Genomic DNA, 13,707 nt, shown 5'->3' on the forward strand with positions numbered 1-13,707 from the left:
AATGGCGGCATGGCCCTGTGCCACGGATGCACAGGGCGGGGAGGGGGAGTGAGCTAGGAGTGGGCGCTCCGGCGTCGAGCTCCGCGATGCCGTCCGGCGGCGTCGCGGGCGATCAAGCGCTCTAAGGGCAGCAGTCTGCGCGGCCGGACGGCATCGAGCTCGTCGGCGCGGTCATGCGGGGTCGGCACGGGAACACCTCCGTGTCGGCACAGGCATCGTGGGGCGGGATCAGGCCGCGTCGCCTTCAATGATGAGGCCGGAAACGGGGCTGTGGCAGATCTTTCAGCCAACCGTGTTGATCTTGGCGGCGATCGTCACGCGAGGTGATCACGTAGAAGGGCCGGCTCCGGTCGGGGGGTGCGGAGCCGGCCCAGGTCGGGACGGAACTGAAGAACTATCGAGTTCCGGAAATTCAGCCTACCGAGCGCAGGTGCTTGCCGTGCGAAGTCTCCTGGCCCACCACGGTCAGGATCAGCTGCGCCGAGAGATAAGCACGGCACGGTGCGGGCATCCGCCTGGAGAACCAGCCGCGCTTGCAGGTGGCGCACCGGCCGTGCTCGTCGGGCTGGTGCTCGTCGAGCAGCGCCTTCACCACGGCGACCACCCTCGGCAACTCGACCCTGGCGAGTACGAGGGCGGTCTGGTCGTCGCCGCGCTCGGCGAGGTCGGTGAGCGTGGCCAGGTGGGAGTGCAGCGACTTGTCCAGTTGGCTGAACACCGTGACGGCCATCAGGCTCAGAGCTCCAGTCCTTGCGTGAGCAACCCATGCAGACTGTCGCGCCGAACCTGCGATCTGCAAGTTGCAGTACACGAATGGATGACGTCTCTTTGCGGTGAGCTCCTTTGCTCTCAAACTGGGAACGACCAGGAGGTGTGGATGCCACGGGGTAGCAGTCCGACCCTGCGCAAGCGACGGCTCGTGAGCGAGCTCCGCAGGCTGCGTGAAGTGGCCGGTCTGACGATCGAGGAGGTGGGCGAGCGCCTGGAGTGCTCGGCCTCCAAGATCAGCCGCATCGAGACGGGCCGTGTGGGCGTGAGCCCGCGCGACGTGCGGGACATGCTCGCCGCCTATGGTGCGGACACCACCACCCTCGAGGAACTGGTCCAGCTGGCCAGGGAAGCCCGTCGCAAGGCGTGGTGGGACGAGTTCGGCGACATCGTGCCCGGTCGTTACGTGGGGTACGAGGCCGACGCGGACTCGATCAGGACCTACCAGGGGCTGATGATTCCTGGTCTGCTGCAGTGCGAGGCGTACACGAGGGCGTTGATCTCCCAGGTGCTGCCGGACGCGAGCACCGCCGAGATCGACCGGCGCGTCCGGTTGCGCAAGGCCCGGCAGGCCTTGCTGAGTGAGGACGACCCGTTGCGCCTGCACGTCGTGATCGACGAGGCCGCCCTGCGCCGGCTCGTCGGCGGCGCCGGGGTGATGCGCGTGCAGATGGCGCGTCTTCTCGAGGTCGGTGCGTTGCCGAACGTCACGATGCAGGTCGTGCCGTTCAGCGCCGGTGGTCATGCCGCGATGGACGGCCCGTTCGTCATCCTGAGCTTTCCCGAGCGGCTCGACCCCGACGTGGTCTACATCGAGAGCACCAGAAGCGGCGTCTACCTGGAACAACAGTCAGACGTGAATTCCTACGCCGAGATGTTCGAGCGTCTCGTGAAGTCCGCGATGAGTCAGCGGGAATCGGAAACCCTGATCACCGGGATCGCTCGCACTCTCGCGTGACAGCGACCGGGAGTGAACACACAGTGGAAAGCTTGCGTTGGCGCAAGAGCAGCAGGTCGTCGGCCGGTGGACCGGAGTGCGTCGAGATCGCCCTCGACGCCCGCGGCGCGGCCGTTCGCGACAGCAAGAACGCGGACGGGGCTCGGCTGAGGTTCGGTGACGCGGGGTGGGACACGTTCCTCGCCGCTGCGAAGACCGGCTCTTTCGTCAGCTGATCGGAAGGTGAAGCAGAGGGCCCCGGCTGGATGATCCAGCCGGGGCCCTCTGCTGTGGGAAAGGGGGACGTGGGCCGGCCGGCGTTCCGCCGCCGCGGGCTGGATGCCCCTTGCACGCCGGCCGACCCACGTCGATCATGGGGAGCAGCGGGTGTTCCGCTGTCCGGTCCAACCTGTTCCGACTCCGCGATCTCCGGTTTCCGTTGATCTCGCGGTCTGTGGTTGGTTGGACACGCTAAGCGTAAGAATGCCTTCTACAGCACGACTGGAGCCCGACTGAAGTGATCTTCGAGCTCCTGGTGGCCCACAGGCGAAGGACAGATCGGTGACGGCTGGCGAGGAACCCCTCCGGTTCGAGGTTCTCGGCCTTCTCCGAGTCGTTCGCGCAGGTCAAGAGGTTGATCTCGGTGCGGCGAAACAACGTGCCGTCCTCGCCGTCCTGCTGCTGGCGCGCGGTACGCCGGTCAGCCGCGGGCAGATCATCGAGGCCGTCTGGGGCGACAACGTGCCCTCCAGTGCCGTGAACTTGGTCCAGACCTATGTGGCCGGACTGCGCAGGGCGCTCGAACCGACCCGCGCGCGCAGGGCTCCGGCCGAGCTGCTCACGTCGGTCGGCGACGGGTACCTGATGCGGGTCGAGCCCGGCGCGCTCGACCTCGACGTGGTCGAACGTCAAGTCCTGCTCGCGAACCGCCTGCGCGCCGCCGGGGACCTCGCCGGAGCCGCGGTGGAGCTGGACGACGCGCTCGCGTTGTTCCGCGCGGAACCGCTGGGCGGTGTCTCCGGCCTGTTCGCCGACGCCGAGCGCGGCCGTCTCGTCGAACGGCGGCTCGCGGTGCTGGAGGAACGCGCCGAGCTCGGCCTCGCGATCGGGCAGGGCCCGGAACTGGTGTCGCGGCTCGCGTCGATGGTCGCCGAGCACCCGTTGCGCGAACGCGGCCACGGGCTGCTGATGCGCGCGCTGGTCCAGGCGGGCAGGCAGGCCGAGGCACTGGCCGCGTACCGCGAGGCCCGCGCCGTGCTGATCGAGGAGCTCGGCGTCGAGCCGGGCTTCGAACTGCGCCGCGTGCACCAGGCCGTGCTGGCGGGGGACAGTCCTGAACCGGAACGCGCGCCGGTCCGCGTGCCGGTGCAGCCCTCCGCGCCCGAAGCCGCGCCGATGACGGTGCCCGCGCAGCTGCCGCGCGCTCCCGTGTCGCTCGTCGGCCGGGACGCGGAGGTGGCGTGCCTGGACGCTTTGCTGCGCGGCCCCGGCGGTCCGGTGGCGCTGGTGACCGGTCCGGCGGGCGTCGGCAAGACGGCGCTGGCCCTGCACTGGGCGCACCGGGTGCGCGACGAGTTCCCGGACGGCCAGCTCTACGTCGACGTGCACGGCTACGACCCGAACCGGGAGCCGCTGGAGATCGGCGAGGTGCTCAACCGGTTCCTGCGGGCGCTGGGCGTCCCGGCCGGGGACACGCCGGTCTCGGTCGACGAGCGCTCGGCGTTGCTGCGCACGTTGCTGGCCGACCGCAAGATGCTGGTGATGCTCGACAACGTCCGCAGCTCGGCGGACCTGGTGCCGTTGCTGCCGGGCGCGCCCTCGTGCGTCGTCGTGACGTCCCGGCGGCGGCTGGTCGGGCTCGTCGCGCAGGTCGAGGCGAAGCTGGTCGAGCTGGACATGCTCGACCCGGACGCCGCCGTCGCCGTGCTGGACCGCATCGCCGGCCGGTCCGACATCGAGGCGCACGCCCTGCACGAGCTCGCCGAACTCTGCGACGGCTTACCCCTGGCGTTGCGCATCGCGGCGGCCCGTCTCGCCGTGTCACCGCGTCTGCGCGTCGCCGAGCTGGTCGAGGAACTGCAGGACGAGCAGGGCCGTCTCGCGGCTCTGGGGTTGGAGGACGGCGAGGGCACCGTGCGCGCCGCACTGGACGCTTCGCGCCGTGCGTTGCCCGAGGAGCCGTCACGGCTGTTGGCCATCATCGGCCTGCACCCCGGAGCCGACCTGACCCCGCACGTGGTCGCCGCGCTGGGCGATGTGTCACTGCTGGAGGCCCAACGCGCGCTGGACGCGTTGACGGCCGCGAACCTGCTGTCCGTCAGCGAACCCGGCCGCCACGTCGCGCACGACATCGTCCGCGTCTACACCAAGACCCTGGCCGGGGAGCTGTCCGAGCCGGAGCGCCGTGCCGCCACCGGCCGGATGCTCGACTACTACCTGCACTGCGCGGACCTCGCCGACGGCCTGCTCCCGATCAACCGCGGCAGCGTCCTGGTCGCGCCGGAGCACCGGCCGGTCCACGTGCCCGCGATCTCCGGTCCGGCGGACGCGACGGCCTGGTTCGACGCCGAACGCGCGAACCTCATCGCCGCGGCCGAGCTCGCGTCCGGTTCGGGCTGGCACGTCCACGCCTGGCAGCTGCCGTACACGTTGTCCCGGTACCTGTGGCTGCGCACCGAACGCGAGACGTCGTTGCGCCTCACCGAAGCCGCGCTGCAGGCCGCCATCGCGCTGAACGACGACGACGCGCGGTTCGTCATGCAGTTCAACCTGGGCGTCGCGTTGCTCCAGTTCGAACGCTTCGAGGAGGCCCTGCAGGCACAGCAGGGCGCGCTGGAAGTGGCCCGCCGCAAGGAGGACGTGCACCAGCAGGCGCGTGCGCTGACGACGGTCGCGGGCACGTTGCTCGACCTGGGCCGCGCCGAGGAGGCCGAGGAGCACTACCGCGAGGCCATGGAGATCTCGCGGATCGCGGGCTCGAAGTGGGCCGAGGCCAACGCCCACCACCACCTCGGGCTGCTGTACCTGAGCACGCAACGGTTCGACGACGCGATGCCGTGGCTGCGGGTGGCGCTGCGGATGTACCACGAGGTCGGCGAGCAGTGCGGGGAAGCGGCCTGCCACACCGACATCTCCACGGCCCTGCTCGAGACCGGCGACACGGACGGGGCGCTCTCCTCGGCCCGCACGGCGCTGGCCGTCGCGTGCGACGCCGTCTCGCCGTACCACCAGGCGTTGGCGCACGACCGGCTCGCGGCGGTGTTCGAACGGCTCGGGGCGGCGGGAGCGGGGGCGCACTGGCAGCGGGCTCTGGCGCTGTTCACGGAGCTGGGGGCGCCGGAGGCCGACGGGGTGCGGGCTCGGCTGGCGCGGACGCGAGCGGTGACGGTCGGGTAAGGGGCTCGGTTCCCTTCCACCGAGTAAGGGCTTCGCGACGCGGGACTGTGTGATCGCCCGATGCCTTGCCCGGTCCCTCAGCGGCACTCTCCTCTCCATGAACGAATGGACCCCTGAGGCGATCAAGGCGGAGATCGACTACCGGCGCAGCACCGTGGTGCGCAGCTGGCGCCGGGCGAACCGCGGCGAACCGTCGTGGATCAGCCGGGTGACGCACCGCACCTCGGGAAAACACCGCGGCACCGGCTCATGACGTGTGACAGCATGCCCCTTGTGGCGCGCCTCGGTTCCGGAATCCCGTTGGTCGCACGCGACCGCGAGCTGGAACGGTTGCGTGCCGCACTGGCGCAGGCAGGTGAGGGCACGGCGGGCGCGGTCCTGCTCGCGGGCGACGCCGGTGTCGGCAAGACCCGGCTGATCGACGAGCTGGCCGCCAGCGCCGACGACACCCTCGTCCTCACGGGACGGTGCCTCGACGCGGGCGAGACCGGTCTGCCGTACCTGCCGTTCGCCGAGGCGCTGGGCAAGCTCAAACCCGACGTGCTGAACCGGCCCGCGCTCGCGATGTTGCTGCCGCAGCTCGCGTTGCCCGCCGAACGCGAGCCGGGCACCGAGGGCATGATCGCGCCGAGCCTGATCCCCGGCCGCAGGCCCGAGCAGGACGTCGGCCAGCTCCAGCTGTTCGACGCCGTGCTCGGGCTGCTGGGTGATCTGTCCGAACGGCAGCGCGTGCTGCTCGTCGTCGAGGACCTGCACTGGGCCGACGCGTCCACCCGGTACCTGCTGTCGTTCCTGTTGTCCCGCCTGCGTTCCCAGCGCCTGCTGGTCGTCGGCACCTACCGCGCGGACGACCTGCACCGCAGCCACCCGTTGCGCCCCTTGCTGTCCGAGCTGGTCCGGCTGCCCGCCGTCGACCGCCTGGACCTCACGCCGTTCAACGCGGCGGACGCCCGCCGGTTCGTCGAGGCGCTGTCCGACGACCTGCCCGCCGACGTCGTGCGCCAGGTCGCGGAACGCTCCGAGGGCAACGCCTTCTTCGCCGAGGAGCTCATCGCGGTGGCCACGTGCGACGACGCGAGGTCGTTGCCGTCCGCGCTCGCCGACGTGCTGCTCAGCCGCGTCGAGAGCCTCAGTTCCGAGGCGCAGCACGCGGTCCGCGTCGCGTCGGCGTGGGGGCGCCGGGTCCGGCACTACCGGCTGCACGAGGTCTCGGGCATGGACGACCTCGCGTTCGACACGGCCTTGCGCGAGCTCGTCCAGCACCACCTGCTCGTCGTGAGCGACGACGAGGTCTACACGTTCCGCCACGCCCTCGTCCGCGAGGCCGTCTACGGTGATCTGCTGCCCGGCGAACGGGTCCGGCTGCACGCCGGCTACGCGCGGCACTTGGCCAAGCGGCTGGACGAACGCGGTACGGCGGCGGCGCTCGCCCACCACGCGTTCGAGAGCCACGACCTGCCGCAGGCGCTCACCGCGTCCATCCAGGCGGCCAAGGAGGCCGAACGCGCCGGTGCTCCCGCGGAGTCGTTGCGGCACCTGGAGAAGGCCCTCAACCTCTGGAACGCGGTTCCCGAAGCCGACCGTCCGTCCGATGTGGACGAGTCGGTGCTGCTGCGGCGCGCGTCGTGGGTCGCGGGTACGGCGGGGCAGCCGGAACGCGCCGTCGCGTTCGCCCGCAGCGCCACCAAGGCCATCAGCTCCGCGCAGACGCCGGAGGAGGCCGCCGAGATCTGGCTGCGGCTCTCGCAGGCGCTCTCGATCCTCGACGGCAACGAGGAGGAGGGCTTCCTCGTCATCGGCAAGGCGCTCGCCCTCGTGCAGGACCGCGAGCCCAGCCCCACCCGCGCCCGCGTCTTCGCGGGCAAGGCCTCCTCCCTGCGCCAGCAACGCGAGGACGCGGCCGCGCGCGAGGCAGCCGAGCTCGCGATCGAGAACGGCCGGACGGCGAACGCGCCGGGAGCGGTCGCGGACGGCCTGGGCACCCTGGCGATCCTCGACGACCACGCGGACGAGCCGGAGGTGGCGAAGGCCAGCTTCGAGCGCGCGATCGAGTGCGCGCGCGAGGTCGGAGCGTTCAACAACGAGCTGAGGGCTTGGTATTACTACGGCCTGATGCACTACGACCGCGGCGAGCTGGCCGAGGCCGCGCGCGTGTTCGACCTGGCGGGGGACAGGGCCAAGGAGACCGGCCTGACCTGGAGCATGTTCGGGCTGGAGATCCGCATCCTGCAGGTGCTGGTGCACTACTACCTCGGCGACTGGGACTACGCGGCGTGGGCCAGCGAACCGCCCGGCATGTCCGTGTCGTCGACCGTGCTGGCCAGGCTGGCGGCGGCGAGCACGCACCTCACCGTCTCGCGCGGCGACCTGGCCGAGTCCGAGCGGATGATCACGAAGCTGCGCAGCGACTGGCACCGCGACATCCAGATCGCGCTGATCACCGGCGGTACGGGCGCGGAGCTCGCGTTGTGGCGCGGCCGTCCGGAACTGGCGGTCGAACGCGTCACGGACGCGCTGGCGTGGGCGCGCAAGCTCGGCGGTCCGTGGATGCTCGCGGGCATCAGGATCGGCGCGATCGGCATCGCGGCACACGCGGAGATCGCCGCCAAGGCACGCCGCAAGCGGGACGCCGAGGCCGAGAAAAACGCCGTCACCGCAGGACATGAGCTCGCCGAGCACGTGCGGCTCACGGCGCAGAACGGCAAGCCGCGCGCCGGCGTGCTCGGACCGGAAGGCCGTGCGTGGCTGGCCCGCGCGCTCGCCGAGGAGTCCAGGCTGACCGGAGCCGGTGACCCGGAGCTGTGGCAGGCCGCCGTCGAGGAGTTCGCCTACGGGGTGCTGTTCGAGCAGGCGCTGTGCCGGTGGCGGCTCGCGGAGGCGTTGCTCGGCGAGAACCGGCGGGACGAGGCCGCCGACCAGCTCCGCCAGGCCGACGAGGTGGCCACGAAGCTCAAGGCCGTGCCGCTCGCCGAGGCCGTCGCGTCGTGCGCGAAGCGGGCCCGCATCACCCTCAGGGCTGACGAACCGGTGCGCGAGCACGTCGACCTCTTCACCCCGCGCGAACGCGACGTGCTCGGCCTGGTGGCCGCGGGACGGACGAACCGCGAGGTCGGCGAGGAGCTCTACATCAGCGAGAAGACCGTTTCCGTGCACCTTTCCCGGATCATGGCCAAGCTCGGGGCGTCGCGGCGGGCCGAGGCCGTGGCGATCGCGTACGACCGAGGTCTGCTCGAATAGGCCCGGTTGTCATACCTCAGGCTGACGCGCAACGCGTCGCGGAGTTGATGTCCGCGCACTCAGGCTGCTCCTAGCTTCTTCCTCATCAAGGAACGTCCCCCTGTGAGGAAGGCAAGTCACATGTCTGCACTGGTGTCCGAGGTCGGCACCCGGACCGCCGCGGCGGCCCACAACCTGGTGAAGGTCTACGGCAAGGGTGACACCGCGGTGCGGGCGCTCGACGGCATCGACGTCGCCTTCCAGGCCGGCCGCTTCACCGCGATCATGGGCCCGTCCGGCTCCGGCAAGTCCACGCTGATGCACTGCCTCGCGGGACTGGACACGGTGGACGGTGGCGCGATCCACATCGGACAGACCGAGATCACCAAGCTGAACGACAAGGACCTCACCAAGCTGCGCCGCGACCGCGTCGGCTTCGTGTTCCAGGCGTTCAACCTGCTGCCGACGCTGACCGCCGAGCAGAACATCCTGCTGGGCCTCGAACTCGCGGGCCGCAAGCCCGACAAGGAGTGGTTCGACACCATCGTCGACGTGCTCGGCCTGCGCGACCGCCTGACGCACCGCCCGACCGAGCTCTCCGGTGGCCAGCAGCAGCGCGTGGCCTGCGCCCGTGCGCTCGTCGCCCGTCCCGAGGTCATCTTCGCCGACGAGCCGACCGGCAACCTGGACTCCCGCAGCGGCGCCGAGGTCCTCGACTTCCTGCGCATGTCGGTCCGCAAGCTGGGCCAGACCGTGATCATGGTGACGCACGACCCGGTGGCCGCGAGCTACGCGGACCGCGTGGTGCTGCTCGCCGACGGCCGGCTCGCGGGCGAGATCCACCAGCCCACCACCGAGTCCGTCGTCAACGCCCTCACGCACCTGGGGGCGTGAGCTACCGATGTTGAAGACGATCCTCGCGGGCCTGCGTGCCCGCACGGCGAGGCTGGTGCTGTCCAGCATCGCCATCGCGCTCGGCGTCGCGTTCGTGACGGGCACGCTCGTGCTCGGCGACGCCGTCGGGGAGCAGACCAGGGACAACTTCGCCCGCAGCGCCCGCAACGTCGACGCGGCCGTGCACACGACGGAGAACAGCCCCAACCGGGAGGACGGCATCCCCGCCGGCTTCCTGCAGAAGATCCGCAGCACGCCGGGCGTCGAGGGCGCCGACTCGCGCGAGTTCGGCAGCGCCGCGTTGCTCAGCGGCGAGGGCAAGGCGCGCAACGCGCTGGTGCAGCCGCTGCCGACCACGGAGAAGCTGCGCGACTTCAACCTCAAGGACGGCCGGTACCCGGCCAAGGCCGACGAGGCCGCGGTCGACACCAAGACCGCCCAGGTCGCGAAGCTCAAGGTCGGCGACAAGCTCAAGCTGCTCGACCAGGACAACACCGAGCACGCCTACACCATCGTCGGCACCTACCAGCAGGGCGCGAGCAGCATCTCGATGTCCGGCAGCGACCACGTGGTGCTGTCGCCGGACGGCCTGCGCGCGTTGATCCCGGACCAGAAGATCTACGAGATCGTCGCGGTCGCCAAGTCCGGCGTGACGCAGCAGCAGCTCGTCGACAACATCACCAAGGCCATCGGCGCCGGCTACCAGGTGCAGACCGGTGAGCAGCTGACCGAGGCCACGCTCGCGCAGGTCGGCGACGCGGCCACCGAGATCAAGACGTTCCTGCTGGCGTTCGCCGCCATCTCGCTCGTCGTCGCGGGCATGGTCATCTACAACACCTTCACGATCCTCGTCGCCCAGCGCACGAAGGAACTGGCGCTGCTGCGCTGCGTCGGAGCGGAACGCGGGCAGGTGTTCCGGTCCGTGCTCGCCGAAGCGGTCTTCATGGGCCTCGCGGCGTCGGTGCTCGGCCTCCTCGGCGGAATCGGCGTCTCGGCGTTGCTGCAGACGTTCATCAGCACCGTCGGCGGCCCCGGCGGCGAGGACGCCCCGATCCGCCTGCCGATCTCGTGGGTGACGATCGTCGCGGGCTTCGGCGTCGGCGTGGTCGTGACCGTCCTGTCCGCCGTGCTCCCGGCCCGCCGCGCCACCCGGGTCGCCCCCGTGGCTGCCCTGCGCTCACAGCCGGACAGCTCCGACGACGTGGCCCGCACCGGCAAGGTCCGGATCGTCGCCGCGACCCTCATCGCCCTCCTCGGTGCCGCGGGCGTCTACTTCGGCCTGCGGCAGGAGAAGGAGGAGCCGGCGCTGTTCATCACCGGCGGCGCCACGATGGTCCTGCTGTTCGCCGTGCTGCTCCTCGGCCCGCTGTACGTGCCGCTGGTGAACCGCCTGTTCGGCAAGGCCCTGCGCGGCGTCCCGGCCAAGCTGGCCTCGGCCAACGCGGGCCGCAACCCCAAGCGCACCGCCGCGACCACGGCGGCGCTGATGATCGGCGTGACCATCGTCGCGATGGTGACCGTCGTGGCGGGCAGCGGCCGGGCCACCATGAACGAGAAGGTCGACGCCCGCTTCCCGGCCGACTACGAGGTCACCTCGAACGTCTACAGCCAGCCGCTGCAGAAGAAGTTCGTCGACGAACTGTCCAAGGTGAACAACGTCGAGAAGGTCGCCCCCGAACTCACCGCGTACGGCGAGTCGCCGAAGCTCCAGTACGCCGACGTCATCGGCTACCCGTCCGACGCGATCGGCACCCTCGTCCGCCCCGAGGTCGCCGCGGGCACCCTCACCGGCCTCAAGGACAACGAGCTCGCGATGCGCGAGAAGGAGGCCAAGGAAGCGGGCCTCACCGTAGGCTCCACCGTCCCGATCAGCGGCAAGGACATCAAGGTCGTCGCCCTGATCAAGGACAACAGCTACGGCACCGGCATCGTCACCCTCGCCACCGCCGAGTCCCTGCTGAAGGAGCCCTCGAAGGGCTACCAGAAGATGCTGGTCAAGCTGGCGCCGGGCACCGACATCACCGTGGCCCGAGCCGACCTGGAACGCGTCATCGCGACCTCCCCGGTCGCCGTCCTGAACTCGGCGGCCGAGACCAAGGCCGAACTGAACGCGCAGATCGACCAGATCCTGCTCTTCATCTGGGCCCTGGTCGGCCTGGCCCTGATCATCGCCCTGTTCGGCATCGCGAACACCCTGACCCTGTCCGTCCTGGAACGCACCCGCGAGTCCGCCCTGCTCCGCGCACTGGGCCTGACCAGGGGCCAGCTGCGGCAGATGCTGGTCGTCGAGTCGATCCTGATGGCCCTCATCGGAGCCGTCGTGGGCGTCCTGCTCGGCGCGGGCTTCGGCTGGCTGCTGGTGGAGGCGATCTCGAACTCGGAGTTCCAGATCAGCTTCTCGATCCCGTTCGGACAGATCGGCGTGATGCTGGGCCTGGCCGTGGTCGCGGCCGTCATCGCCGCCGCCCTCCCGGCCCGCCGGGCGGCTCGGAACTCGGTGGTGGCGGGCATGGCGGAGGCCTAGCAGGACACCCCGCCCGGCCTCGCTGTCGGGGGCCACGGCCGGGCGGGTGCGGGAGTGCGGGAACAGGGGCCCGCACGACCGGGGGATCGGTGGAGGTCCGGTGCCGTCGGGGCACCGGGCCTCCGCTGCGTCTGGTGGCGTGTGGGGTGCCTACCGCATTCGCGCACCCGAGCCCAACACGCACGCAGGCCGGCGCGGGGTGTTGGTCGTACTCGCCCACCCGAGGCCGCCACGCACACAGGCCCGGCGCGCGGTACCAACCGGACAGCCGCCCACCCGCACGAGCGCCCGCGAATCCATGTTCACCAGCATGAACAGCCGACCCGCACACCCCCCGAAACCAGCCCCCAACCCAGCCAGGGCAAAAATCTTGGACCCCACGCGTCACGAAACGCCCACAACCCCCTCTACCAGGGGTGAGGGACGACCGGAGCGAGGGCCCGGTCGTCCCTCTTCGCACTCGAGGCGCCCCGAAACCACCCCCGACCACCGCCCCGAACCCCCCGTTCGGCGCGAAGGCGGAGGTTTTTGTTGCCCGCCTCCACAAAGTTACGGAACGATGTCGACCGCTTGACACCCGCGCGTCTCCGGTTGAGTGTGAGAGCGCTCTCATCACAGTTAAGCGCCGCTCACGGCGTCGTCGAGGAGGACGGATGAGCAAGAGGCTGGTCGGCAGCGCTGCTGCGGCCATGGTGATGGTCATGGTCGCCGGTTGCGGCGGGGGTTCACAGGCCGACGGCAAGATCGAGCTGTCGCTGGGCCTCTTCTCGGACTTCGGGTACGACAAGCTCATCGAGGAGTACCAGGCCTCGCACTCGAACATCAAGATCGAGCAGCGCAAGGTCAAGATGGAGCAGCACAACACGCAGCTCGCGACGCAGCTCGCGGGTGGTCGTGGTGCCGCGGACATCGTGGCCCTCGAGGAGGGCGTGGTCAGCCAGTTCCGCGCCTCCAAGGACAAGTTCGTGAACCTGGCGGAGTACGGCGCCAAGGACCTCAAGGACCAGTGGGCCGGGTGGAAGTGGAACCAGGGCACCGCTGACAACGGCGAGTTCGTGCTGGGGCTGGGCACGGACATGGGCAGCCTCGGTCTCTGCTACCGCGCCGACCTGTTCGCGGCGGCGGGCCTGCCCACCGACCGCGCCGAGGTCGCGAAGCTGTGGCCGACGTGGGCCGACTACTCGAAGGTCGCCGACCAGTTCGCCGCCAAGACGCCGAACGTGAAGTTCGTCGACACCGGCCGCAACGTCTACAAGGCGATCCTCGACCAGACCGAGGAGGGCTACTTCGCGAAGGACGACTCCTACATCGCGGAGAAGAACGACAAGGTCAAGACGGCGTTCGACACGGCTGCCGCGCTCGGCACCAAGGGGCAGACCGGTGCTCTCGAGCCGTTCAGCCAGGACTGGAACGTCGCGCTGAAGCAGGGTTCGTTCGCCACCACCACGTGCCCGGCCTGGGCGCTCGCGCTGATCAAGGCGGGTGCCGGCGACGCGGCGGCCGGGAAGTGGGACGTGACGACGGCGCCCGGCGGTGGCGGCAACTGGGGTGGCTCGTTCCTCGCCATTCCGAAGCAGGGCAAGCACCCGAAGGAGGCCTACGAGCTCGCCAAGTGGCTCACGGCCCCCGAGCAGCAGAAGCGGATCTTCAAGGAGACGGGCAACCTGCCGTCGCAGCCGAAGGTCTACCAGGACGCCGAGGTGCAGGCGACCGTCAACGAGTACTTCAACAAGGCTCCGGTGGGCCAGATCTTCGCGAACTCGGCGGAGTCGCTGAAGCCGACCTACCGCGGCACGAAGGACTCCAAGGTCGGCCCGGTGTTCGCCACCGCGCTGACCCGCGTGGAGCAGGGCAAGCAGTCCGCGGCTGAGGCGTGGACGCAGGCCCTGAAGGAAGCGACGGACGCCGCCAAGTGACGGTGACGCGTCCAGAGACCGAGGCGGCCCCGGCCGCCTCGGTTTCGCCTTCCACC

9 protein-coding genes are annotated in these 13,707 nt (G+C 70.4%); 8 read left to right on the plus strand and 1 reads right to left on the minus strand.

Features of this window, described 5'->3' with window-relative positions:
- Nucleotides 1–412: 412 nt before the first annotated feature.
- The gene (locus ND450_RS41675; RefSeq protein WP_089917134.1) at nt 413–730 is read right to left on the minus strand and encodes a hypothetical protein; all 318 of its coding nucleotides are present in this window, start codon (nt 728–730) and stop codon (nt 413–415) included.
- Nucleotides 731–877: 147 nt separating this feature from the next.
- Between ND450_RS41675 and ND450_RS41680 the strand changes: the two genes are divergently transcribed.
- The 8 genes from ND450_RS41680 (at nt 878) to ND450_RS41715 (ending at nt 13,651) form a co-directional block, all read left to right on the plus strand.
- Nucleotides 878–1,726: a helix-turn-helix transcriptional regulator gene (locus tag ND450_RS41680; RefSeq protein WP_089917132.1), complete on the plus strand. Its 849-nt coding sequence runs from the start codon at nt 878–880 to the stop codon at nt 1,724–1,726.
- Nucleotides 1,727–1,758: 32 nt separating this feature from the next.
- A complete protein-coding gene (locus ND450_RS41685) occupies nt 1,759–1,941 on the plus strand; it encodes a DUF397 domain-containing protein (RefSeq protein ID WP_245786189.1) in 183 nt (60 codons plus the stop codon).
- A 325-nt stretch (nt 1,942–2,266) separates the two neighbouring features.
- Nucleotides 2,267–5,101 carry a BTAD domain-containing putative transcriptional regulator gene (locus ND450_RS41690; RefSeq protein ID WP_253323503.1) on the plus strand — a complete coding sequence of 945 codons (2,835 nt, stop codon included), beginning with the start codon at nt 2,267–2,269 and terminating at the stop codon, nt 5,099–5,101.
- Nucleotides 5,102–5,198: 97 nt separating this feature from the next.
- Nucleotides 5,199–5,354: a hypothetical protein gene (locus tag ND450_RS41695; protein WP_177229789.1), complete on the plus strand. Its 156-nt coding sequence runs from the start codon at nt 5,199–5,201 to the stop codon at nt 5,352–5,354.
- An 11-nt stretch (nt 5,355–5,365) separates the two neighbouring features.
- A complete protein-coding gene (locus tag ND450_RS41700) occupies nt 5,366–8,338 on the plus strand; it encodes a helix-turn-helix transcriptional regulator (protein ID WP_253323504.1) in 2,973 nt (990 codons plus the stop codon).
- Between the two features lie 120 nt (nt 8,339–8,458).
- Nucleotides 8,459–9,211, plus strand: coding sequence for an ABC transporter ATP-binding protein (locus tag ND450_RS41705; protein ID WP_253323505.1), 753 nt, complete (start codon nt 8,459–8,461; stop codon nt 9,209–9,211).
- A gap of 7 nt (nt 9,212–9,218) precedes the next feature.
- The gene (locus tag ND450_RS41710; RefSeq protein WP_253323506.1) at nt 9,219–11,735 is read left to right on the plus strand and encodes an ABC transporter permease; all 2,517 of its coding nucleotides are present in this window, start codon (nt 9,219–9,221) and stop codon (nt 11,733–11,735) included.
- A gap of 653 nt (nt 11,736–12,388) precedes the next feature.
- Complete coding sequence (locus tag ND450_RS41715; protein WP_253323507.1) at nt 12,389–13,651, plus strand: extracellular solute-binding protein; 1,263 nt, start codon at nt 12,389–12,391, stop codon at nt 13,649–13,651.
- The last annotated feature ends 56 nt before the right edge of the window (nt 13,652–13,707 follow it).

Origin of the sequence: Lentzea sp. HUAS12 (assembly GCF_024125735.1) — a bacterium.
Classification (GTDB): Bacteria; Actinomycetota; Actinomycetes; order Mycobacteriales; family Pseudonocardiaceae; genus Lentzea; species Lentzea albida.

What these genes read in the sequence shown, in the direction of transcription:
- ND450_RS41675 (WP_089917134.1), bottom strand. Translation starts at nt 730, where the DNA reads ATGGCCGTCACGGTGTTCAGCCAACTGGACAAGTCGCTGCACTCCCAC.
- ND450_RS41680 (WP_089917132.1), top strand. Translation starts at nt 878, where the DNA reads ATGCCACGGGGTAGCAGTCCGACCCTGCGCAAGCGACGGCTCGTGAGC.
- ND450_RS41695 (WP_177229789.1), top strand. Translation starts at nt 5,199, where the DNA reads ATGAACGAATGGACCCCTGAGGCGATCAAGGCGGAGATCGACTACCGG.
- ND450_RS41700 (WP_253323504.1), top strand. Translation starts at nt 5,366, where the DNA reads ATGCCCCTTGTGGCGCGCCTCGGTTCCGGAATCCCGTTGGTCGCACGC.
- ND450_RS41705 (WP_253323505.1), top strand. Translation starts at nt 8,459, where the DNA reads ATGTCTGCACTGGTGTCCGAGGTCGGCACCCGGACCGCCGCGGCGGCC.
- ND450_RS41710 (WP_253323506.1), top strand. Translation starts at nt 9,219, where the DNA reads ATGTTGAAGACGATCCTCGCGGGCCTGCGTGCCCGCACGGCGAGGCTG.
- ND450_RS41715 (WP_253323507.1), top strand. Translation starts at nt 12,389, where the DNA reads ATGAGCAAGAGGCTGGTCGGCAGCGCTGCTGCGGCCATGGTGATGGTC.